The organism is Xanthomarina maritima, from assembly GCF_008084905.1.
Lineage (GTDB): Bacteria > Bacteroidota > Bacteroidia > Flavobacteriales > Flavobacteriaceae > Xanthomarina > Xanthomarina maritima.
On the sequence record NZ_VSFC01000060.1, the window covers coordinates 13394 to 35092 of the forward strand.

At 30.4% G+C, this 21699-nt stretch carries 18 protein-coding genes and 2 tRNA genes; 9 read left to right on the forward strand and 11 right to left on the reverse strand.

Annotated features, from left to right (window positions below; genetic code table 11):
* Nucleotides 1–3: 3 nt before the first annotated feature.
* Nucleotides 4–957 (forward strand): transketolase family protein, encoded by a 954-nt coding sequence (locus tag FVF61_RS12225; protein ID WP_148456824.1) that lies wholly within the window; start codon nucleotides 4–6, stop codon nucleotides 955–957.
* Between the two features lie 49 nt (nucleotides 958–1006).
* Nucleotides 1007–1591, forward strand: a complete 585-nt coding sequence (locus FVF61_RS12230) for an outer membrane beta-barrel protein (protein ID WP_148456858.1) — start codon at nucleotides 1007–1009, stop codon at nucleotides 1589–1591.
* Nucleotides 1592–1641: 50 nt separating this feature from the next.
* On the opposite strand, the gene FVF61_RS12235 is transcribed toward FVF61_RS12230, so the two are convergent.
* Nucleotides 1642–2739, reverse strand: coding sequence for an FKBP-type peptidyl-prolyl cis-trans isomerase (locus tag FVF61_RS12235; RefSeq protein ID WP_148456826.1), 1098 nt, complete (start codon nucleotides 2737–2739; stop codon nucleotides 1642–1644).
* An 82-nt stretch (nucleotides 2740–2821) separates the two neighbouring features.
* On the opposite strand from FVF61_RS12235, the gene FVF61_RS12240 reads away from it, so the two are divergent.
* Both FVF61_RS12240 and FVF61_RS12245 read left to right on the forward strand, forming a co-directional pair.
* A complete protein-coding gene (locus FVF61_RS12240) occupies nucleotides 2822–3193 on the forward strand; it encodes an RNA-binding S4 domain-containing protein (RefSeq protein ID WP_148456828.1) in 372 nt (123 codons plus the stop codon).
* Between the two features lie 57 nt (nucleotides 3194–3250).
* Entirely contained in the window at nucleotides 3251–3754 is a 504-nt protein-coding gene (locus FVF61_RS12245; RefSeq protein ID WP_148456830.1) for a phosphoribosyltransferase family protein, read from the forward strand.
* On the opposite strand, the gene FVF61_RS12250 is transcribed toward FVF61_RS12245, so the two are convergent.
* Complete coding sequence (locus FVF61_RS12250; protein WP_148456832.1) at nucleotides 3746–4264, reverse strand: shikimate kinase; 519 nt, start codon at nucleotides 4262–4264, stop codon at nucleotides 3746–3748. The two genes, FVF61_RS12245 and FVF61_RS12250, sit on opposite strands and share 9 nt — an antisense overlap.
* A 131-nt stretch (nucleotides 4265–4395) precedes the next feature.
* Here FVF61_RS12250 and FVF61_RS12255 point away from each other — a divergent pair.
* Both FVF61_RS12255 and FVF61_RS12260 read left to right on the forward strand, forming a co-directional pair.
* Nucleotides 4396–4468, forward strand: a tRNA-Lys gene (locus tag FVF61_RS12255).
* Between the two features lie 55 nt (nucleotides 4469–4523).
* Nucleotides 4524–4608: transfer RNA gene (locus tag FVF61_RS12260), tRNA-Leu, on the forward strand.
* A gap of 4 nt (nucleotides 4609–4612) precedes the next feature.
* On the opposite strand, the gene FVF61_RS12265 is transcribed toward FVF61_RS12260, so the two are convergent.
* From FVF61_RS12265 to FVF61_RS12290, 6 genes are all read right to left on the reverse strand, one after another.
* The gene (locus FVF61_RS12265) at nucleotides 4613–5176 is read right to left on the reverse strand and encodes a TlpA family protein disulfide reductase (RefSeq protein WP_199757310.1); all 564 of its coding nucleotides are present in this window, start codon (nucleotides 5174–5176) and stop codon (nucleotides 4613–4615) included.
* Nucleotides 5177–5269: 93 nt separating this feature from the next.
* Complete coding sequence (locus FVF61_RS12270) at nucleotides 5270–7534, reverse strand: aconitate hydratase (RefSeq protein ID WP_148456834.1); 2265 nt, start codon at nucleotides 7532–7534, stop codon at nucleotides 5270–5272.
* A gap of 262 nt (nucleotides 7535–7796) precedes the next feature.
* On the reverse strand, nucleotides 7797–8750 hold the full coding sequence (locus tag FVF61_RS12275) for an AAA family ATPase (RefSeq protein WP_148456836.1): 954 nt from the start codon (nucleotides 8748–8750) through the stop codon (nucleotides 7797–7799).
* Nucleotides 8751–8752: 2 nt separating this feature from the next.
* On the reverse strand, nucleotides 8753–10201 hold the full coding sequence (locus FVF61_RS12280) for a peptidylprolyl isomerase (RefSeq protein WP_148456838.1): 1449 nt from the start codon (nucleotides 10199–10201) through the stop codon (nucleotides 8753–8755).
* A complete protein-coding gene (locus FVF61_RS12285; RefSeq protein ID WP_148456840.1) occupies nucleotides 10164–11024 on the reverse strand; it encodes a peptidyl-prolyl cis-trans isomerase in 861 nt (286 codons plus the stop codon). The genes FVF61_RS12280 and FVF61_RS12285 overlap by 38 nt, the downstream gene beginning before the upstream one ends.
* 1 nt (nucleotide 11025) lies before the next feature.
* A complete protein-coding gene (locus FVF61_RS12290; RefSeq protein ID WP_148456842.1) occupies nucleotides 11026–12975 on the reverse strand; it encodes a peptidylprolyl isomerase in 1950 nt (649 codons plus the stop codon).
* Nucleotides 12976–13137: 162 nt separating this feature from the next.
* Between FVF61_RS12290 and FVF61_RS12295 the strand changes: the two genes are divergently transcribed.
* The gene (locus tag FVF61_RS12295; RefSeq protein ID WP_148456844.1) at nucleotides 13138–13599 is read left to right on the forward strand and encodes an SRPBCC family protein; all 462 of its coding nucleotides are present in this window, start codon (nucleotides 13138–13140) and stop codon (nucleotides 13597–13599) included.
* Nucleotides 13586–13834 carry a hypothetical protein gene (locus tag FVF61_RS12300; RefSeq protein ID WP_148456846.1) on the forward strand — a complete coding sequence of 83 codons (249 nt, stop codon included), beginning with the start codon at nucleotides 13586–13588 and terminating at the stop codon, nucleotides 13832–13834. The genes FVF61_RS12295 and FVF61_RS12300 overlap by 14 nt, the downstream gene beginning before the upstream one ends.
* Before the next feature lie 70 nt (nucleotides 13835–13904).
* Here the strand turns inward: FVF61_RS12300 and FVF61_RS12305 are convergent, their stop codons facing one another.
* The 3 genes from FVF61_RS12305 to FVF61_RS12315 all read right to left on the reverse strand — a co-directional run bounded on the left by FVF61_RS12305 (nucleotide 13905) and on the right by FVF61_RS12315 (nucleotide 18787).
* The gene (locus FVF61_RS12305) at nucleotides 13905–15542 is read right to left on the reverse strand and encodes an ABC-F family ATP-binding cassette domain-containing protein (RefSeq protein ID WP_148456848.1); all 1638 of its coding nucleotides are present in this window, start codon (nucleotides 15540–15542) and stop codon (nucleotides 13905–13907) included.
* Nucleotides 15543–15729: 187 nt separating this feature from the next.
* The gene (gene cls / locus FVF61_RS12310) at nucleotides 15730–17187 is read right to left on the reverse strand and encodes a cardiolipin synthase (RefSeq protein WP_148456850.1); all 1458 of its coding nucleotides are present in this window, start codon (nucleotides 17185–17187) and stop codon (nucleotides 15730–15732) included.
* A 28-nt stretch (nucleotides 17188–17215) separates the two neighbouring features.
* Nucleotides 17216–18787, reverse strand: a complete 1572-nt coding sequence (locus tag FVF61_RS12315; RefSeq protein ID WP_148456852.1) for a serine hydrolase — start codon at nucleotides 18785–18787, stop codon at nucleotides 17216–17218.
* 245 nt (nucleotides 18788–19032) lie between these two features.
* On the opposite strand from FVF61_RS12315, the gene FVF61_RS12320 reads away from it, so the two are divergent.
* A partial coding sequence (locus FVF61_RS12320) for a M14 family zinc carboxypeptidase (protein ID WP_148456854.1) occupies nucleotides 19033–21699 on the forward strand: 2667 nt, incomplete at its 3' end.

Consider the following 21699-nt stretch of genomic DNA (forward strand, 5'->3'; position numbering starts at 1 on the left):
AAAATGAAAACATACACAAATACAGGAAGTAAAGACACTCGATCAGGATTTGGAGCTGGATTAACTGAATTGGGAAAAACTAACGAAAATGTTGTAGCACTTTGTGCCGATTTAATAGGATCATTAAAAATGGACGATTTTAAAGCAAATCATCCAGAACGCTTTTTTCAAGTTGGAATAGCCGAAGCCAATATGATTGGTTTAGCAGCAGGAATGACAATTGGAGGAAAAATTCCTTTTACTGGAACTTTTGCAAATTTTTCTACAGGTCGTGTTTACGATCAAATTCGTCAAAGTGTTGCCTATTCAGATAAAAATGTAAAAATATGTGCCTCTCATGCTGGTTTAACTTTAGGTGAAGATGGTGCAACACATCAAATCTTAGAAGATATAGGCTTAATGAAGATGTTACCAGGAATGACTGTTATTAACCCATGTGATTATAACCAAACTAAGGCTGCAACAATTGCAATAGCAGAACATCGTGGACCTGTATATTTACGTTTTGGAAGACCAAAAGTAGCAAACTTTACACCTGAGAATCAAACATTCGAAATTGGAAAAGCAATACATTTAATTGAAGGAACAGATGTTACTATCTTAGCAACTGGACATTTAGTTTGGGAAGCACTTGAAGCTGCTAAAACTCTAAGTGAAAAAGGTATTTCTGCTGAAGTTATTAATATTCATACCATAAAGCCTTTAGATGATGAAGCCATTATCAAATCTGTTACAAAAACTGGATGCATTGTTACAGCTGAAGAACATAATTTTCTAGGAGGCTTAGGGGAAAGTGTTGCCAGAGTTTTAGCAACCAATAAACCAACACCACAAGAATTTGTAGCAACAAAGGACACATTTGGTGAATCTGGAACTCCAAAACAACTAATGGAAAAATATGGTTTAAATAGTCAAGCAATAGTAAAAGCTGTTGAAACTGTACTAAAAAGAAAATAATTATCTTATAGTTTCGTTTTAGATTGGAACCCTAAAACGAAATTACATGATGCAGGTATTTTATTTAAGTCTAATATTGTTATGCTTTTCTCCATTATCTCAAGCTCAAAATAAAACAGGTTTTGGAATTAAAGGTGGTGTTAATTACAACTCCAATGGAGATTATTTTGAATCTATAAGTGATAATGCTAAACATCCCGAAAAAAGCATTGGTTATCATTTTGGCATCTTCGGAAAAATTGGTGGTAAAATATACGTTAAACCAGAACTAGTATACACAAATACAAAAAGTGAATATGATGGCGACAGTTTTAAAATGCAAAAACTCGATGCACCTATATTAGTAGGTTTAAGATTTTTTGAATTACTTAATGTTTTTGCTGGTCCATCTTTTCAATATATTTTAGACACTGAATTTGAAGACATAAATGTTAGCGACATTGAAAATGATTTTACTGTTGGCATTAACTTTGGTGTTGGTGTAAGTTTTAATAGAATTGGTATTGACCTAAGATATGAAAGAGGCTTTAGTGAAAATGAAGCTACATTTATTAACAATAATTCAGATGTAAGTGTCAGTAGAATTGATACAAGACCTAATCAATTAATTTTAAGTTTATCGTTTCTGTTATAAAACAAAAAAGCCTCATTAAAAGAGGCTTTTTTGTATAATATATTTTAGATTTAAAAAATACTGCTATCTAAATAATCTGGAATATCATCATTATTGGAATCTGTAAAAATAACCGTATTTAATGTAAAAGTACCATCACCATTATCATCAATACTATATAAAATTTCATTTGGAGCTGCATTCGTATCAAAATAGTTTTGTGCATCTGCCTGAGACATAAACGGCATCATATTTTCGTCTTCCGTATATTCTATTTGTTCAATCTCATCTCTAGTAAAAGTACCATCACCATCATCATCAATATCTACAAAATTAGCTAGACCATCTCCATCTGTATCGTCATCAAAATAATCTTCGTTCTCATTTAAATCTTCTAAATATGAAAAAACAAAATCATTATCATGATCTAATAATATTCTTTTTTCAGAATTATAAGTAAAAATTAAATTGGAATAAGCAGGAATTGTTGCTTGAGTCTGAGAAAAATAACCAAGTCCAGAAGGAACAAAAACTGCTCCTATACCATGGTTATGGTTTGTTATTGTACCATCCCCATTTTCTGAATACCCTTCTCTTGCTTTAATTTCTATAATGCCTTCTCTAAAACCATCAACAACTCCACCAACAGTTCCAACTGCAGTTAAATCAAAAGGCACAGCAGTAACAGCACTATCAAACAAAGTATTGTCTATTAAAAGACCTTCATAACTTGTAAAAATACGATCTATTGGATGAATAATACCTCCTAAACCTTCTCTTACTACTAAATAATAAAGCTTATAAACAATACCTTCAGAATCAGTCACCTCTTTTAATCTTAAATCTCCTCCAAGCATATCCATTAAAGACGTTTTATCACTATTTGCACCTGCAATAGTATCAAAAACAATCCCAAACGAATCATTTGGTGTTACATTGTAAGGCATAACACTTAAATCTGAATAGATAGGGTTCTGCTGAAACTCTTCGTAATTATAAAAATGAGTTTCTAAAAACTGTTCAATTTCTACAATATTTTCATCATATACTTCCTGTCTATCTCTAATAGGTACTTCTATTGCACCATCGTCATTATTATCATCCTTATTACAAGACACAAAAATTATAGAAAAACATAAAATAGTAGTAGTAAATAATCTAAATTTCATTATTGCTTCTTTTTTGAGGTGCAAGATACAATTTATTAATAATTTTGCACAAGAACATTAACGTAGATTTTAGATAAAAGTTATGCGAATTGACAAGTATTTATGGTGTATTAGATATTATAAAACAAGAAGCCTAGCAACTGTTGCATGCAAAAAAGGGCACGTAAAAGTTAATGGTGGTACTGTAAAGCCTAGCCGAGAAGTTTTTCCTACAGATAAAATTGAGTTAAGAAAAGATCAAATTAACTACAGATTAACTATTAACGATTTACCTCCAAATAGAGTAGGTGCAAAATTAGTAGACATTTATAGAATAGATACTACTCCAAAGGAAGCTTTTGAAGCCCAAGAGCTTTTAAAATATTCTAAAGACTATTATAGAAAAAAAGGAACAGGGAGACCTACTAAAAAAGACCGACGAGATATAGATGATTATCAAACTGAAATTGACTGATAAAATCCTTATTTTTTTAAAAATTGTATTTTATCTTTGAATAAATAACTTCATAACATGACATTAACTAAGAACGTGATTTTAAACCACGAAGAAATAAATCATAAAATTAAACGTATTGCTTTTCAGATTTATGAAAATAATGTAAATGAAAAAGAAGTTATTTTAGCAGGCATTGATAGTAATGGTTACATTCTAGCAAAAAAACTTAAAACAGTTTTAAGTAAAATTTCTCCAATTTCACCTATTCTTTGTAAAGTTGAAATAGATAAAAAAAATCCAAGAAAGGAAATTAAAACATCTATAAAAGCAATTGATTATAAAAACAAATCGGTTGTTTTAATTGATGATGTATTAAATTCAGGAACAACTTTAATTTATGGGGTAAAACATTTTCTTGAAGTACCTTTAAAACAATTTAAAACAGCTGTTTTAGTAAATAGAAATCATAAAAAATATCCTGTTAAAGCAGATTTTAAAGGCATTTCTTTATCTACGTCATTAAATGAACATATAGATGTTATTTTAGAAGGAAATGATTTTAAAGCCTATTTAAAATAAATTTAGAAGTATTTCTTCTATTATTTCTTCTTTTGAATTATTCCCATTAATAATAATATCTACCTGATTATAATAAGGTAATCTTTCAAAAAGATGTTTTCCAACAAATTCTAACATATCTTCTTCTGTTTGTACATATTTTACCAAGGGTCTATTTTCTTTTTCAACTATTAGTCTCTTAGATAATTCATGAACAGAAACGTTTAAATATATTGATTTCGATTTAAAACAACCTTTTATTATTTCTAGATTATTTGAAAAGCATGGTGTTCCACCTCCTAAAGATAAAACTAAACTACTTTCTGAGTTTAAAATATCATTTAGATACTTGTTTTCTATTTTTCTAAAAAATATTTCACCCTTTTCTGAAAATATTTTTTGAATAGTTTTCCCCTCTTTATTTTCAATATAATGATCAAGATCTATAAATTTCACATTTAAAACATGTGCTAAATCATTGCCTATTAAAGACTTTCCTGAAGCCATATATCCTATTAAAATAATTTTCATAAATGCTTTATAATTTTAACTAAATAACTTTGCAAATTAACGAAACAAAAAAACAAAAATAATCTTTAAAAAAGGTTTGGAATATTGATTAAACGTTTTATATTTGCACCCTCAATAAACAAAGAGAAAATGACCTGGTAGCTCAGTTGGTAGAGCATCTCCCTTTTAAGGAGAGGGTCCTGGGTTCGAGCCCCAGCCCGGTCACAAAAAAAAGTTAAGCATTTTGCTTAACTTTTTTTATTTTTAGACCATAAATAATGCGCACGTGGCGGAATTGGTAGACGCGCTAGCTTGAGGGGCTAGTATTCGTTTAGAATGTGGAAGTTCGAATCTTCTCGTGCGCACATATTATTCTTTAAGAAGCCAATCTAATTGCTCTCTTACTTTTTCACTATTCCAGTTTGCTGCTCCGGTTTTATCTATTACAATATTACCTTTTTTGTCTAAAATATACGTTCTAGGTATAGCACTTGCATCAAAAGGTTCTGGATAAGCTGTTTTTGGTCTGTACACATGAAAACTATAGCTGTTTTTAGAAATGAAATTTGAAATTGTTTCTAGGTTTTCATTTGAAACAAACAGAAAAACCACATCTTCTTTATACGATTTATAAAGTGCATCTAAACTAGGCATTTCAGCAATGCATGGTGGGCACCATGTAGCCCAAAAATTAATAACTACTACCTTTCTTTTAACTTCATTAAAATTATAAGGTTCTCCTGTATCGCTTATTAACTCCCAATTGTAATCCGTAACTTGTTCTCTTTTATCCTCATCTACAATAGAAGGTCCAAATAAAGCCAATCCTTTATGCAAAAATATTTGAATTGGTTGTCTTGTCTTTGGAATGATTAATAGTAAAATAACTATCAAGAAAATAATGTTACTAGTAGTAAATTTAGGTTTATTCATAATATTTAAAGACGTATTACTTGTTATAAACTTACATAAACAAAAAAAAACTCCTGAATTGCTTCAAGAGTTTTCATTAATTTATATCGTGCTTTATGATGCGTTTTGCCTTTTAATTAAGTTTAATGCTGAGCCTTCATTATACCAATCAATCTGTGCTTGATTATAAGTATGATTCGCTTTTATAATGTCTTTAGAGCCATCTTTATGCACAAACTCTATAGTTAAGGGTTTATCTGGTGCAAATTCATTTAAATCTAAGAAATTAATAGTATCGTCTTCTTGGATTAAATCGTAATCTGATTCATTAGCAAATGTTAAACCTAACATTCCCTGTTTTTTCAGATTCGTTTCATGAATACGTGCAAAAGATTTTACTAAAACAGCTGCAACACCTAAATGTCTTGGTTCCATTGCTGCATGCTCTCTAGAAGAACCTTCACCATAATTATGATCTCCTACAACAATTGAATAAATTCCTTCAGCTTTATAAGCTCTAGCCACATCTGGCACACCTCCATATTCACCAGTTAATTGATTTTTAACAAAGTTTGTTTTTTTGTTATAAGCATTAATTGCGCCTATAAGCATATTGTTTGAAATATTATCTAAATGACCTCTAAATCTTAACCAAGGTCCAGCCATAGAAATATGGTCTGTGGTACACTTACCAAAAGCCTTGATTAATAGTTTAGCTCCTTTAATATTATTTCCAATCGGTATAAATGGTGTTAATAATTGAAGTCTTTCTGAAGTTGGACTAACAGAAACATTTACTCCACTTCCATCTGCCATAGGCTCAACATATCCTGCATCTTCTACAGCAAATCCCATTGGAGGTAATTCTATTCCTTTTGGTTCGTCTAGTTTTACTTCTTGTCCTTCTTCATTAATTAATGTATCATTCATTGGATCGAAATCTAAACGACCAGAAATTGCAATAGCTGCAACCATTTCTGGTGAGCCTACAAAGGCATGCGTGTTTGGATTACCATCTGCACGTTTTGAGAAATTTCTGTTAAATGAATGAACTATGGTGTTTTTTTCATCTCCTTTTAAATCGCTTCTATCCCATTGACCAATACATGGTCCACATGCATTAGTAAAAATGGTAGCATCTAAGTCTTCAAATATTTTTAAAATACCATCTCTCTCTGCTGTAAAACGAATTTGCTCTGAACCAGGATTGATTCCAAAATCCGATTTAGATTTTATCTTTTTATCTACGGCTTGTTTTGCAATAGATGCTGCACGAGTCAAATCTTCATAAGAAGAGTTTGTACAAGAACCTATAAGTCCCCAATCTACTTTTATTGGCCATCCATTTTCCTTAGCCTTAGCTCCTAATTCTCCTACAGGAGTTGCTAAATCTGGAGTAAATGGTCCATTTAAATGTGGACGTAACGTATCTAAATCTATTTCTATAACTTGGTCGAAATATGATTCAGGATTTGAATAAACTTCATCATCTCCAGTTAAATATTCACGAATTTTGTTAGCTTCATCTGCAATATCGCTCCTATCAGTTGCACGTAAATATCGCTCCATAGAATCATCATATCCGAATGTAGATGTAGTTGCTCCTATTTCGGCTCCCATATTACAAATAGTACCTTTTCCTGTACAAGATAGGTTTTTTGCTCCTGGTCCAAAATATTCAACAATGGCACCAGTACCACCTTTAACAGTAAGAATTCCAGCTACTTTAAGAATCACATCTTTTGCAGAAGTCCATCCGTTTAAACTACCAGTTAACTTAACTCCAATTAACTTTGGAAATTTTAATTCCCAAGCCATTCCTGCCATAACATCTACTGCATCTGCTCCACCTACTCCAATAGCAACCATTCCTAATCCTCCAGCATTTACCGTATGAGAATCTGTACCAATCATCATTCCTCCTGGGAACGCATAGTTTTCTAAAACTACTTGGTGAATAATTCCTGCTCCAGGTTTCCAAAAACCTATACCATATTTATTAGATACAGATGCTAAAAAGTCAAAAACTTCACTGCTTGTTTCGTTTGCACGTTTTAAATCTGCTGCAGCTCCTTGCTTGGCTTGAATTAAATGATCGCAATGCACTGTTGTTGGAACAGCAACTTTAGGTTTCCCTGCTTGCATAAATTGTAATAACGCCATTTGTGCTGTTGCATCTTGACATGCAATTCTATCAGGTGCAAAATCTACATAATCTTTACCTCTTTGAAATGCTTTAGTAGGATTTCCTTCCCATAGATGAGAATATAAAATCTTTTCAGAAAGTGTTAATGGTTTTCCTACAATTTCTTTGGCTTTATCTACACGTTCTGCCATTGTAGAATAAACCTTTTTTATCATTTCAATATCAAATGCCATAAGTTTTATTTAAAGATTATTATTTATCGTTTTAAGTCTTGCAAAATTACAAATTTTAATGGAGATTTAAAAATGTGTAACAAAATCAAACAATCATTGAATATAATTCAATAAATAATCAGTAATTAGATAATAAATTAATGATTTCGTAAATTATTGAGCTATAAAATAATAAATTAACAATTTGCTTTTACGCACATTGAGTTTTTAAATCAAGAAAAATTTCTAGTAATTTGTATAATTGTATTTATGCCAGTCTTTTTTAGAATAGACTTTGGATAATTTGCTCTTCAGTAATGCCTTCTGCTTCTGCTTTGTAATTTTTTATAATTCTATGTCTTAAAATACTAGCAGAAACGGCTTGTACATTCTCAATATCTGGTGAAAATTTACCATGAATTGCAGCATGAGTTTTAGCAGCTAAAATTAAATTCTGTGAAGCTCTTGGTCCTGCTCCCCAATCTATGTAATTTCTAACCAAATCTGTTGCTTCTTTGCTATTAGGTCGAGTTTTACCAACCATTCTAACTGCATATTCAACAACATTATCTGCAACTGGAATTCTTCGAATTAAATGCTGAATATCTATTATTTCTTGAGCTGAAAACAAAGAGTTTACTTTAGCTTGTATGTCTGTAGTGGTGGTTTTAACTACCTGCACTTCTTCTTCAAATGAAGGGTAATCTAAATTTACTGCAAACATAAATCTATCTAATTGTGCTTCTGGTAAAGGATAAGTTCCTTCTTGTTCGATAGGGTTTTGAGTTGCCAATACAAAATATGGTAAACTTAAACTATAGTTATGTCCTGCTACAGTTACAGAACGTTCTTGCATAGCTTCTAATAATGCTGCTTGTGTTTTAGGTGGTGTTCTGTTTATTTCGTCTGCTAAAATAATATTAGCAAAAATAGGTCCTTTAATAAATTTAAAATGCCTGTTTTCATCTAAAATTTCACTTCCTAAAATATCACTAGGCATTAAATCTGGCGTAAATTGAATACGTTTAAAATCGAGACCTAAGGTTTGAGCTATGGTGTTAACCATTAATGTTTTTGCAAGCCCTGGAACACCTATTAATAATGCATGACCACCAGAGAAAATAGAGATTAGAATTTGACTAACAACTTGATCTTGTCCAACAATTACTTTGGCAATTTCAGTTTTTAATGCTTGATATTTTCTAACTAATTCTTCTACTTTCGCTACGTCCGACATATTTATTTTTTTAACCAGTTACTAGTAAATTCACAGTCTCTGTGTTCTCCATTTATTTTAATGTAGGTTTCCATTATTTTTTCTTCCTGCCATTCTTCAATTACTTTAAAACGTTTTTCGTTTAATGCTAATTCTTTAATTTTTAAATAATCTCTTGAAAAATCAGCAACGTGTTCATCAATTCTATCGCTAACCATCATTATTTTAAACTTAACATTTCCTGTTCTTCCTCTGTCTGTAATAATTAAACTAACTTCATCATCTTTTAAATCTTGTATTTGACCATACAGCTCTGGATCCATTCTTGTAAGTTCAAAATTATAATCTTGAGTGGCAGGATTAATTAAGAAACCACCTTCACTTTTAGTTTCTTTTTCATCGCTAAATTCTAAAGCTGCTTCTTCAAAAGAAATATCTCCATCAACAATGCGTTGTCTGATTGTCTCAATTTCTGATTTTGCTTCTATAATAGCATCTTGAGATACTTCTGGTATAATTAGAATATGTCTAACATCGAATTCCTGTCCTCTAATTTTTTCTAAATAAATAATATGATACCCGAATTCTGTTTCAAAAGGTTCAGAAATTTCTCCTTCTTGTAATGAAAAGGCGACATCTCTAAATTCTTTTACCATTCTTGGTTTCTTTCTATATAATGTGTAAAGCCCTCCTGTTTTAATTGATTCTTTATCATCTGTATATAAAACAACTTTCTGTCTAAAACTTGCACCATTCTCTAAAATATCTGCTTTAAATTGTTTTAATTGATTGATGGCTTTTTGTTTATTTTCTTCTGAAACTTCAGGCTCTATTACTATTTGAGATACTTTTAGTTCGGTACCAAAAGTTGGTCTTTCATCTTCAGGAATTTTACTAAAGAATTGTCTAACTTCCTCAGGAGTCACCTCAACTTCTTCAATAATTTTTCTTTGCATTTCGCTAGCTAACTTATTGCTTTTGTTAATCTCAAACATTTCATCTCTAAAACTCTTTTCATCTTCCTTATTATAGAATTCTATTAGCTCTTCCATTGTTTTTCCAGACTGATCTAAAAATTGTTGAAGCTGATAATCCACAGCAGAACGTATTTCGGCATCTGAAACTACAACACTATCCTGAATTGCTTGATGTGCATATAATTTATCTTCTAAAAGTTTTCCAAAAAGTTGACAACGTGTGACCCCTTCCATAGAAGCTCCTTGGGCTTTTAACTGTAAAATAGTATTATCTATATCTGAATCTAGAATAATATATTCACCTACCACAGCTGCTACACCATCAATTTTCCTTGATTGTGAAGTATCAATAGTGTCTTTTTTTACTTCCACTACTTCGTCTTCTTCAATAATGATTTGAGACGAAACACCTTGTGTTACTAAGAATGTAAAACAAATTAGTAAGTATTGGTTAATTTTAATTATAGATTTCAAATTTTTTATTTTTAATAGCATCTTTTGTAATGTCTTTTTCTAATTCTCTTATGAGTTCTAATTTTCTTTTATTTATAACAATTTGGTCTATTGTTGGTTTAACATATTCTAATGGAGCTGTATTGTTTCTAAGCAAGACATCGTTAATATGCACCAAATATAATCCTAATGAATCTTTGAGTTGTATAAAATTAGATTTTTTTAACAGTTCGTTTTTATTTTCTATCGTAATTGCAGGAATTTTATCTACAACTTGATCTACTTTTACCCAAACAGAGTCTTTTAAAGAGAAGGATTTAAATTGAATGGATATAGAATCTAACTCTTTTTTATCTTCTTCATTAAATCTTTTAAACTTCTGTTCTATTTCTTTTAAATCTAATCTATTTTCTTCTAAGTTTATATATCTAAGTTTTATTAAATCTTCATTAAGTTTAAATATCTGGTTGTTTTCGTTATAATATGTTTCTGCTTCTTGAAAAGTTACAACTGTATCTATATTCTTTGCTACCAAAGCTTCTAAATAGGCTTTAGAAAAAAGTTCGTTTTTATAATCAATTGCTAATTTATTGAAAGCCTCTTGTTTGGCTTCAGTTAAATTACGCATAGCACCTCTAACCAACAATTGTTTTTTTGCCCAATTATTTATAAAGTTTGTGACTATCATGGTACTATCTTGAGCAGACATTCCTTCTTTTAGCAGGTCTTTAATATCTTCTTCATAAAGAAACGTGTCATGAACTCTGGCTATTGCTTTTCTATTATCAGTTTCTTTATAAAAATCGCAAGAGACAATCAAAATCAAAAAGAATAATAAAAATAGTATGTGAGTTTTATAATTCAAATTAATTATTTATTTGAGATTTTACTTTTGTAAGCACCTCTTTATTTATTGTTACCTTATATTTTTTCTCTAAATCTAAAATCCAATTAGCTTCTTTATAATTTTGAAAATCGCTTATTACTGCTCCTTTAGCTTGTTCGAAAGTTTTTAATTCTTTTGGCAGCACTTGCTTTACTTCTGCAACAATAAACGCATTGTTAAAATTATAAACATCTGAAACTCCTGTTTTAAATTCGAAGTCTTTAGGTAATGATTGGTGTTGTGCATCCATAATACCTGAAGAAAAAATAACATCTATAGATGTGTCTGAATTTATAAGCGTTTTTATTTGTTCTGGCGTCTGTTTTTCTTGTAGTAATTTTTGCACTTTTTTAATAGTTGCTTTTTTTGCAGAAGAAGCCACAACAGCATCTACTCTTTCATTCCAGAAATAATTTTCTTTATTATTGCTATAAAATGAATTTAAACCAACAGAATCTTTTTTAGCAGCATTCCAGATTTCAGTTTCCATTAAATCAAATAATAACAGCCCATCTCTATATTCTTCAACTATATAAGCATAATCTTTATTTTCAACTTCTAATTGCTCTTCTTTATATTGTAATAATTCTTTTTCAAGAAATTGCTCGTAATTATTAGAAACTAATCTGTTAAAATCAATTTTTGGAATGTTACGCCTTTGATTTTTTACAATAAAATTTCCAAAAGCTTCATTTTCAACCTGTTTAGTTCCAATTTTCACAAGTGGATCGTTAGCTTTAAAATCTTGTGGCAAGGTCCATCTTCCTGAAAAATAATCATCATTTAATATTGATACAAAATAACTTAAATCTGGCTGTTCTTCTGGTGTTAAGTATTGTTTTTTAAGTTTATTAGTTAAAGCTGAATTTATAAGTTGCGATCTAGAGTCTTTTTTAACTTTAGCTTCTAGTTCAGGCCTCATACTTTCAAAATCATCTACAGACTTTTTGTTGTATAATTTAATAATATGCCAACCAAACTCTGTTTGAAAAGGCTCTGTAATATCGCCTACTTTTTCCAAACTAAAAGCCTCATTTTCAAATTCTATAGATGTTAATTGTCCACCACTAAATGGAGACAACATACCTCCTTTACTGGATGAACTTTGATCTTCTGAAAATTGTTTAGCTAAAGATTCAAAATTTTCTCCTTGTTGTAATTTTAAATAAATATCATTAATTCTTTGTTTTGCACTTTCTTGAAGAGAATCTTTTCTAGAATTGTTTATCATAATATGTGCCACAGTACGCTCGCCTCTAGATTCTCTCTTGTCCTGTACAAGAACTATGTGGTAGCCAAATCTGGTTTTAAATGGCATAGAAACTTCTCCTACTTTAGTATTATAGGCGGCAGTTTCAAAATCGTAAACCATTTTAAATCCTGTAAAATATCCTAAATCTTCAGCATAAATGGTTTTTCCATCATGAACTTCGTTCTTAACAGTTTCATATCCTTCATTAATGACTCTCTGTCTTAGCTTAATTAATTCGTTGTAAGCTTTTAAAGTATCTTGAGGCGATGGGTTATCTGCTAATCTAATTAAAATATGACTTGCTTTAACCTCATTTATTGTTCTATAATAGGCTTCTTCAATTAGTTCATCAGTTACTTTGGAGTCTGTTAAATAATTTTGAGCTAATTGCGATTTATAATTAGCTAATTCATTTTTATAAGAAGACTTTTCATTTAAGCCCAAGGTCTCAGCCTCTTTTAGTTTAAGTTTATAATTAATAAACAGTTTTAAATATTCATCGACATCTTTTTGAGATTCATCTTTTACTAAATCAATATTTTTATTGAAAACTCTAGTAAATTCTGAAACATAAACAGGATCATTAGCGACTGTGAATAAGATTTCATCAATAGAATTTTGAGCATAATTCAAGAAAAAACAAAAAGAAAAAACTACAACTAAAAAATATTTATGCATCTGATTAAATTTATTTTTATACTGTTGCAAAAGTAGTAATATTAACCATTAATACAAGCAGCATTAACAAACGGTTTAGAAAGTTTTTTAGTATGCTTTTAGGCTATGCTTTTTTATGCATTGAATTTATTGTATCTTGTTATTATTCTAAATAAAATAATTATGAATTATACTACAGAAATCATAGTTAATGTACCTTTAAACACGTTTATAAAAAAATTTGATAATCCAGAAAACATGAAACATTGGCAACGAGGCTTAATAGGTTATGATTATATTTCTGGAACTCCAGGAGATATTGGTGCTAAAATGAAATTGAATTATAAAATGGGGAAACGCAATATGGAACTTATAGAAACAATAACTCATAAAAAGATGCCTTATGAATTTCATGTTATGTTTGATACTAATGGCATGCATAATATTCAAGAAAATTATTTTGAGGAAACACCTGAAGGACATACTAAATGGACTTCTAAAAGTGAATTTATTCCAACTAGTTTTATTTTAAGAATGATGACGCTTATCATGCCAGGAACGTTTAAAAAACAATCGAAAAAATACATGCAAGATTTTAAGAATTTTGCTGAAAAAGGAACTTCTGTATCAAATGCGAAAACTTAAATTAATTTGGGACTTTAGAGGTCCCTCTGCTTCTAAAATAGCAGAACATCATGAGATTCATTTAAAAGAATATATTGCCATTGAAAACTTAGATTTAAACATTACAGGTTTTGAAACAATAAACCAGATGCATTCTATTGCTTTTATGGTTGTAAATGAAGTAGATATGAATTCTGTTAGAGACGCATTAAAACCACATCGTGGACAAGTGTATCTTGAAGAAAGTAAAGAATAAAGACGAGAGTCTCAGTATTTAGTTGCAATCGAAGTATTTAATTGGAATTTAGTTTTTTGGAATTTGAATTTTATTTTTTTAAATCTATTTCTTTTAAATTTTCTATTCTATTTCTTGTTAAAAAAGCATCAATAGTCTCAAAATGCTCTATAACTCTCTGGTCTTTAAATTCAAATACTTTTTGAGATAAACCCTGTAAAAAATCTCTATCGTGAGATACTAGAATGAGGGTTCCATCGAAAGCTAGTAAAGCTTCTTTTAAAACATCTTTAGATTTTAAATCTAAGTGGTTTGTTGGCTCATCTAAAATCAACACGTTTACTGGTTCTAGAAGCAATTTAACCATGGCCAATCTGGTTTTTTCTCCTCCAGATAAGATACTTACTTTTTTATCTATATCATCGCCACCAAACATAAAACGACCTAAAATGTTTTTAATTTGTGTCCTAATATCTCCCTCTGCAACTTCATCTATTGTTTGAAATACAGTTAAGCCTTCATCAAGTAAAGTGGCTTGATTTTGTGCAAAATAACCCACTTTAACGTTATGACCTAAGCTACATTTTCCTTGAAAATCTATGTCTCCCATAATGGCTTTAATCATGGTAGATTTTCCTTCACCATTTCTTCCTACAAAAGATACTTTTTCACCTCTGGAAATTGACATATTAGCATTTCTAAACACTATATGATGTCCATAAGTTTTAGTTAAATCTTGAACTGTTACAGGATAATCTCCAGAACGTTGTGCTGGAGGAAAACGCAATTTTAATGAAGACGTATCCATTTCATCTATTTCAATAACTTCTAATTTCTCTAGCATACGCTCTCGAGAACTAACCTGATTTGTCTTAGAATAAGTGCCTTTAAAACGTTCAATAAAAGCCATATTATCTGCAATAAACTTTTGCTGTTCTTGATAGGCTTTTATTTGGCTAGCACGTCTTTCTTCACGTAATTGCAAATAATGAGAATAATTAGCTTTATAATCGTAAATACGACCCATGGTTACCTCTATAGTTCTATTGGTTATATTATCAATAAAGGCTTTATCATGAGAAATAACCATGACTGCCTTGGCTTTATTTATTAAAAAGTCTTCCAACCAAATTACAGACTCAATATCGATATGGTTTGTTGGTTCATCCAATAAAATTAAATCTGGCTTTTGAAGTAATATTTTAGCCAATTCTATTCGCATTCTCCAGCCACCACTAAACTCACTTGTATGTCTGTGCAGATCTTCACGTTTAAAACCAAGACCTCTTAATGCTTTTTCTACTTCAGCATCATAATTTATATCTTCAAGTGCATAAAATTTTTCACCTAAATCTGAAACCTTTTCTATGATAGACATATACTCATCAGATTCATAATCTGTTCTAGTTTCTAAAGCTTTATTTAAGCGATCCATTTCATCTCTCATGTTAAATACATGCTCGAATGCTTTAGAAGCTTCTTCAAAAACAGTACAATTATCCTCAGTTAATAAATGTTGTGGTAAATAAGCAATAACAGACTCTTTCGGATATCTAACATGCCCTCGAGTCGCTTTTTGTCTTCCAGCTATAATCTTCATCATAGTAGATTTTCCTGCGCCATTTTTTCCCATTAAAGCTATTTTATCGTTTTCATTTATAACAAATGAAACGTCTTTAAATAAAGATTGTCCTCCAAATTCTACTACTAAAGCATCTATTGATATCATTGAATAATTTTTAAGTGCGCAAAATTATGGAAAAGAAATTATTTATAATGAAGAAAGCTTATAAAAGAGAATTAAGTAATTTAATAGAATATAGTAGAAAGAATAAATAATGAGTAACTTTATTCAGTGTTCAGTTGGAATTTGGAATTTGGAATTTGGAATTTGGAATTTGGAGTTTGGAACAAAATTATAGCATTGGTGAAAATAAACGAGCTAACTTTTCCATGAACTTATTAAAAACAGAGCGTTTTTCCCATTCATCCAAATCAATTTTAGTAGCATCTAGAATATCATTATAAAAAGTTGTTCTTAATAAATTGGCTGTTTCTTCATCGTAAACAATGGCGTTCACTTCAAAATTAAGATCAAAACTTCTAACATCCATATTAGCTGTTCCAACAATAGCAATTTCGTCATCAATAACCATAGTTTTTGCATGTACAAATCCTTTTTTATAACGATATATTTCTACACCAGATTTTAACAAGGTACTGTAATAGGAACTTGCAGCCGCATTAACCAATTTTGAGTCTGAAATATTTGGAACGATAAGTTTTACTTTTACTCCACTTTTTGCAGAAATAAGAATAGCATCCATAATGCTATTGCTTGGAATAAAATAAGGTGTAGTAATTAATACTTCTTTTTCTGCTAAATTTATAGCTTGTAATAAAGCAAATAAAATAGTTGGCACATCTGAATCTGGTCCACTTGCAGTAATTTGAACGTGTTTGTCCTGATTAGATTGAAAAGTACTGATATGAGGAAATAACTTATTATTTAACTCAACATTATCGTTAGCACAAAAATTCCAATCACATAAAAAGAGATATTGTAAATACCAAGTTGCTGGACCATAAATTTTTAAGTGTGTATCTCTCCAATACATCTTGCTTTTATTTGGTTCAGTATTGATATATCTATCACTAACATTAATTCCTCCTACAAAAGAGGTATGACCATCTACAACAATTATCTTTCTATGATTACGATAATTCATTCTATTAGCTAATGCAATGAGTTTAATTTTATAGAAAGGAAATATGTCTACTCCTGCATTTTTTAAACTTTTTATTTGTTTATTTTTTATAGAACGACTTCCAAAATCATCGTAAATAAAACGAACTTTTAATCCAGATTTTGCTTTTTCAATTAATATGTCAAAAATTTGATTTCCAATATTATCATTTTGAAAAATGTAGTATTCAATATGAATATGTTCTTTCGCTTGTTTTAAAGACTCTATAACTTCAGGAAATTTTGTTTCTCCATTAATTAGTAATTTAACATCATTATTATTAGTTAATGGACTAAGATTCTCTTTTAATATAAGATTTACTAATTTTTTGCTTTCTTGAACGGTCTCGTCTCCTCCTTTTAATACACCTTTTGAATAAGATATAAGTTCTGCTTCAAGATTATTTTGTAATTGTTCATTTCTAAGCAACTTTTTGTCGTAAATTTTTCTAATTCTATAGTTTACACCAAATGAAAAATAAAATATAATACCTAAAATTGGTATAAATACTACTAATAGTAAATATGCTAATGTTTTAGTTGTATTCTGAGTATCGAAAATAACTCGAAAACAAACCAATAAAAGTATGATGATATAAACTATTTCAGAAATTAAAAGTAAGCTCATGATAGGATGAGTAATTTAACAATATTTACTATTCATTGTTTACTCTTTGCAGATCTAAATCATGAAAATCGAAACTAAAATCGATATTAGGCGAAATACCCTTCATTTTTATACTTTGTGCCTTTCCGTTTTCGTCTAAAGAAAACATGGCAAATGCATCTGCATTCATATCTTGATATTCCCATTTAACAGCAAAAGTATTAGCTTTATAAAACTGCATAGAGCCATTCAATTTTGGTGATTTATGAGACTTTATCCATAATTGATTTCCTTTTTTAAAGACTTCCATTACACCAAACCAATTATCTTTATAAATCCCAATATAATCTGCTTCATTTACCTTTACATTTTTATTTGCTTCAACAGTTTCCCAAACTTTAAGACTTACTTGGTCACCTTCCTCTTCTCTAGTTTTTAAAAAATCGTAATACTTATCTGTCCATTGAAAATCATCCAAACCTAAATAACTATCTACAATTGTTCTAGAAACTGCTAAAAAAACGCCAGCTCCTCCAGGCTCTGTATTTGTTAATACAACTATACCTACATTTAAATCTGGAATTAATACTGTTCTGCTTAACATACCTGGAAGCCCTCCTGTATGAGACACTATCATGTTTCCTTTTTTATCTGTTAAATCCCAACCTAATCCATATCCTGAAAAATGAGAGTTATAACGAGGATTTCTATTTACGTCTGTTGTGGTGTGAATTTTCCACATTTCATGCTGACTTTCAACAGAATATAATTGTTTCTCTAAACTTTCGCCATATTTTCCACTATTAAGATGCATAAGCATCCATTGAGAAATATCGTTCACATTTGAATAAATTCCACCTGCTGAGCCATTAATCATTTCCTTAAAATTAGGCAATACAACAAAATCGCCACTTGCCGTATTATGTGGTGAAGCTAAATTTCCTGTATCTTTAATTAAACTTAAACCTGCAAAAGAATTTTCCATATTTAAAGGTTCGAAAATTCTAGTTGCAATAAAAGTTTCCCAAGACATACCACTAACTCTGGCAATTAATTCTCCTGCAACTAAATATAAAAGATTATCGTAATCGAATTGTGTCCTAAAGGCAGAAACTGGCTTAAAATATTGAAATGCTGAAAGTAAATCGTCTATATTAAAATCTGATCCATCTGGAAAAAACATTAAATCTCCAACGCCTAAACCTAGACCACTTCTATGGGTTAATAAATCTTGAATATTAAAGTTTTCTGTAACATAAGGATTATACATTTTAAATTCTGGAATGTGGTCTATAACTTTATCAGTCCATTTAATTTTTCCATCTTCAACCAAAAGAGCCAAAGCTGCTGTAGTATAGGCTTTACTATTTGATGCAATAGCAAAATTAGTATGCTCATTTACTTTAACCTTAGTTTTAGTAGAAATAACTCCATAGCCTTTTTCATGGATAATTTTACCATCTTTTACTACTGCTACTGCAGTACCAGCCACCTGAAATTTCTCTATTGCTACGTTAACTAAACTATCTATTTCATAAGATGATAACTGAGCTTGTATAGGACTAATTGATATAATCAATAATACTATTAAAAAGAAGTTCTTAAAATTCAATGTTTGCATAATAGTGTTTTTAATGTATTAGTATGTCAGTTATTAAAGGTAAAGGTTTCATAGATATAATCCTACAGCATTTTTATATAACATCTTTTATAGATTTCTTTTATTACTTTTTTCTTAATATTTAAAAGTATTACAACATCCTTTTTTCTTACAATTTTTCATTTCATCGGATTTTTTTGCATTTTGTAGATGTTTTTTAAAATATTTATATATATTTGTCCTGTAAAACCCAAATCCAAATTCTAATGAAATTAATCTACTCTAATTTAATTACAAGATATGTCTTCATTTTCTTGTTCTTTTCCTTAAGTTTTATCAATGCCCAAACAAATGACTTGAGAAGAGCTGAAGAATACCTATCTCAAAAAGGAGAAGTTACTTTTAGTTTTCAAATTAACGATAGAACTGAATTAGATCAGTTTTCTTCACAAATGTCTATTCTTAATTTTAATCCTGCAACAAATACAGTTTATGCATGGACAAATGCTGAACAATTTAGACGTTTTCAAAGTCGAGGAATAAATATCACTGTTAATCCTGAAGATAATGAGTTTCAAGGTATTGTCATGTCTAACGAATTACCTCCTAGTAATAGACGTGGTTCTTATCCTTTAACATTCCCTCTTACAGCCTATCCAACCTATGCAGATTATGCATTACAAATGCAAGAATTTGCTATCAATCATCCAGATATTTGCGAATTAGTTGATATTGGAGGTACTACTGAAGGTGTTGCTGGTGGTAACAAAAGATTATTGTTTATTAAACTCTCTGATAATATAGGAACCGAAGAGGCTGAGCCTAAAGTAATGTATACTTCTTCTATGCATGGAGACGAAATTACGGGATACCCATTAATGTTAGATTTAATTGATTATTTCATTACAGCATATAAAGATACTGGTCATTCTGACCATTTAAGAATTAAAAATTTAATTGATAATTCTGAAGTCTGGATTAACCCAATGGCTAATCCAGATGGAACATATTATAATAATGCTTCTAATACATCTGTTGCAAATGCAAGACGTGCAAATGCGAATGGAATAGACCTTAATAGAAACTATCCTGATAATGTAGCTGGTCCACATTATGATGGAAACTCTTATCAATTAGAAACACAACACTTTATGACATTAGCAGATAATAATCATTTTGTCTTGTCTGCTAACTTTCATGGTGGAACTGAAGTTGTAAACTACCCTTTCGACAACACATATACGAATCATGCTGATACCGATTGGTTTATTCTTGCAAGTAAAGAATACGCTGTAAACTGTCAAGATAATAGCCCTAATGGTTATATGGATGCCATGTATACAAATTACCCATGGCCAGGTGTAACTGAAGGAGCTGACTGGTACCAAGTATTTGGTGGAAGACAAGATTTTATGAATTATTACCACCAATGTAAAGAAGTAACTATTGAGCTTTCAAATACCAAACTAATTCCTGCTAATCAATTAACCAATCATTGGAATTATAATAGAGAAGCTCTTATTGAATACTTAATTCAAGGAACTTATGGCTTTCAGGGTGTTGTAAAAGACGCTGTTTCTGGTGACCCCCTTGAAGCTACAATAACACTTATTGGTCATGATGCATTAAATTCACATACTGTTAGTTCTTTACCTTATGGAGATTTCTACAGACCTGTTTATGCAGGTACTTACAATATACTAATTGAAGCAGATTGTTATCAATCTGTAACACTTACTAATCAAACCATTGCAAACTATCAAACTTTAACTTTAGCTGATGTCCTTTTAAACCCAATAGCTTCAACCGCACCTAATAATTTAGCTGCAAGTAATGTGGCTGCTACCACTGCTGATATTAGCTGGGATTTAGTAACTGGTGCAACCTACGAATATCGCTATAGACAAGTTGGTTCTCCAACATGGACAACGGTTACAACATCTAACAATTCAATAAATCTTACAAGTTTAACTCAAACAACACAATACGAAATTCAAGTTAGATCAATCTGCGATAGTAATACCTCTCCTTATAGTAGCTCAACCATATTTACTACAACAACTCCTCCACCTTGTTCAGGAACTTTAATAAGTTCTTACCCTTATTCTGAAAGTTTTGAATCTGGCTTAGGTGCTTGGACTCAAGATACGGGAGACAACTTTAATTGGACAAGAAATTCAGATGGAACATCTTCAAATAATACAGGCCCTTCATCAGCATCTGATGGCTCATGGTATATGTACACAGAAGCAAATAGTAGAAGTGGTCAAACAGCTATATTTAATAGTCCTTGCTTCAATTTAAATGATAAATCGAGTGCAAGTTTTACGTACGATTACAGCATGTATGGAAGCCAAATGGGATCTTTAACCTTACAAATTTCTATAAATGATGGTACTTCTTGGTCAAACTTATGGACTTTATCTGGAAATCAAAATGATCAATGGTATACAAACTCTATTGATTTATCAGGATATGTTAATCAATATGTAAGATTGAGATTCATTGGAACTATTGGCTCTATCAATGGTCAATCAAGAAGCGATATAGCCATTGATAATATTGGCTTAACTGCTGTTGATGCTTCAATTACTCCAATTGCTGACTGTAAAAATATTACTATAACTTTAGATGTAAGTGGTAATGCATCAATTACTGCTTCAGATATTGATAATGGTGGAAGTGCTGGGAACTTATCAATAGATATATCTAGTTTTGATTGTTCAAATATTGGAACAAATACTGTAATTCTTACAGCTACAGATCCAACCGATTCTGGAAACACTGATAGTTGTAATGCTACAGTTACAGTAAATCAGCAAGCTGCTCCTACTCCAACTAACTGTTGGGATAACTATGTTTATAATTCAACCTTATGTATCTGGGAAAATCAAGGATCTCAACCAGTAGAACCGACTGCTTCAAACTGTTGG

Coding starts and splice junctions, on each gene's coding strand:
- FVF61_RS12225 (WP_148456824.1), top strand. CDS start 4: ATGAAAACATACACAAATACAGGAAGTAAAGACACTCGATCAGGATTT.
- FVF61_RS12230 (WP_148456858.1), top strand. CDS start 1,007: ATGCAGGTATTTTATTTAAGTCTAATATTGTTATGCTTTTCTCCATTA.
- FVF61_RS12235 (WP_148456826.1), bottom strand. CDS start 2,739: ATGAAATTTAGATTATTTACTACTACTATTTTATGTTTTTCTATAATT.
- FVF61_RS12240 (WP_148456828.1), top strand. CDS start 2,822: ATGCGAATTGACAAGTATTTATGGTGTATTAGATATTATAAAACAAGA.
- FVF61_RS12245 (WP_148456830.1), top strand. CDS start 3,251: ATGACATTAACTAAGAACGTGATTTTAAACCACGAAGAAATAAATCAT.
- FVF61_RS12250 (WP_148456832.1), bottom strand. CDS start 4,264: ATGAAAATTATTTTAATAGGATATATGGCTTCAGGAAAGTCTTTAATA.
- FVF61_RS12265 (WP_199757310.1), bottom strand. CDS start 5,176: ATGAATAAACCTAAATTTACTACTAGTAACATTATTTTCTTGATAGTT.
- FVF61_RS12270 (WP_148456834.1), bottom strand. CDS start 7,534: ATGGCATTTGATATTGAAATGATAAAAAAGGTTTATTCTACAATGGCA.
- FVF61_RS12275 (WP_148456836.1), bottom strand. CDS start 8,750: ATGTCGGACGTAGCGAAAGTAGAAGAATTAGTTAGAAAATATCAAGCA.
- FVF61_RS12280 (WP_148456838.1), bottom strand. CDS start 10,201: ATGCTATTAAAAATAAAAAATTTGAAATCTATAATTAAAATTAACCAA.
- FVF61_RS12290 (WP_148456842.1), bottom strand. CDS start 12,975: ATGCATAAATATTTTTTAGTTGTAGTTTTTTCTTTTTGTTTTTTCTTG.
- FVF61_RS12295 (WP_148456844.1), top strand. CDS start 13,138: ATGAATTATACTACAGAAATCATAGTTAATGTACCTTTAAACACGTTT.
- FVF61_RS12300 (WP_148456846.1), top strand. CDS start 13,586: ATGCGAAAACTTAAATTAATTTGGGACTTTAGAGGTCCCTCTGCTTCT.
- FVF61_RS12305 (WP_148456848.1), bottom strand. CDS start 15,542: ATGATATCAATAGATGCTTTAGTAGTAGAATTTGGAGGACAATCTTTA.
- cls (WP_148456850.1), bottom strand. CDS start 17,187: ATGAGCTTACTTTTAATTTCTGAAATAGTTTATATCATCATACTTTTA.
- FVF61_RS12315 (WP_148456852.1), bottom strand. CDS start 18,787: ATGCAAACATTGAATTTTAAGAACTTCTTTTTAATAGTATTATTGATT.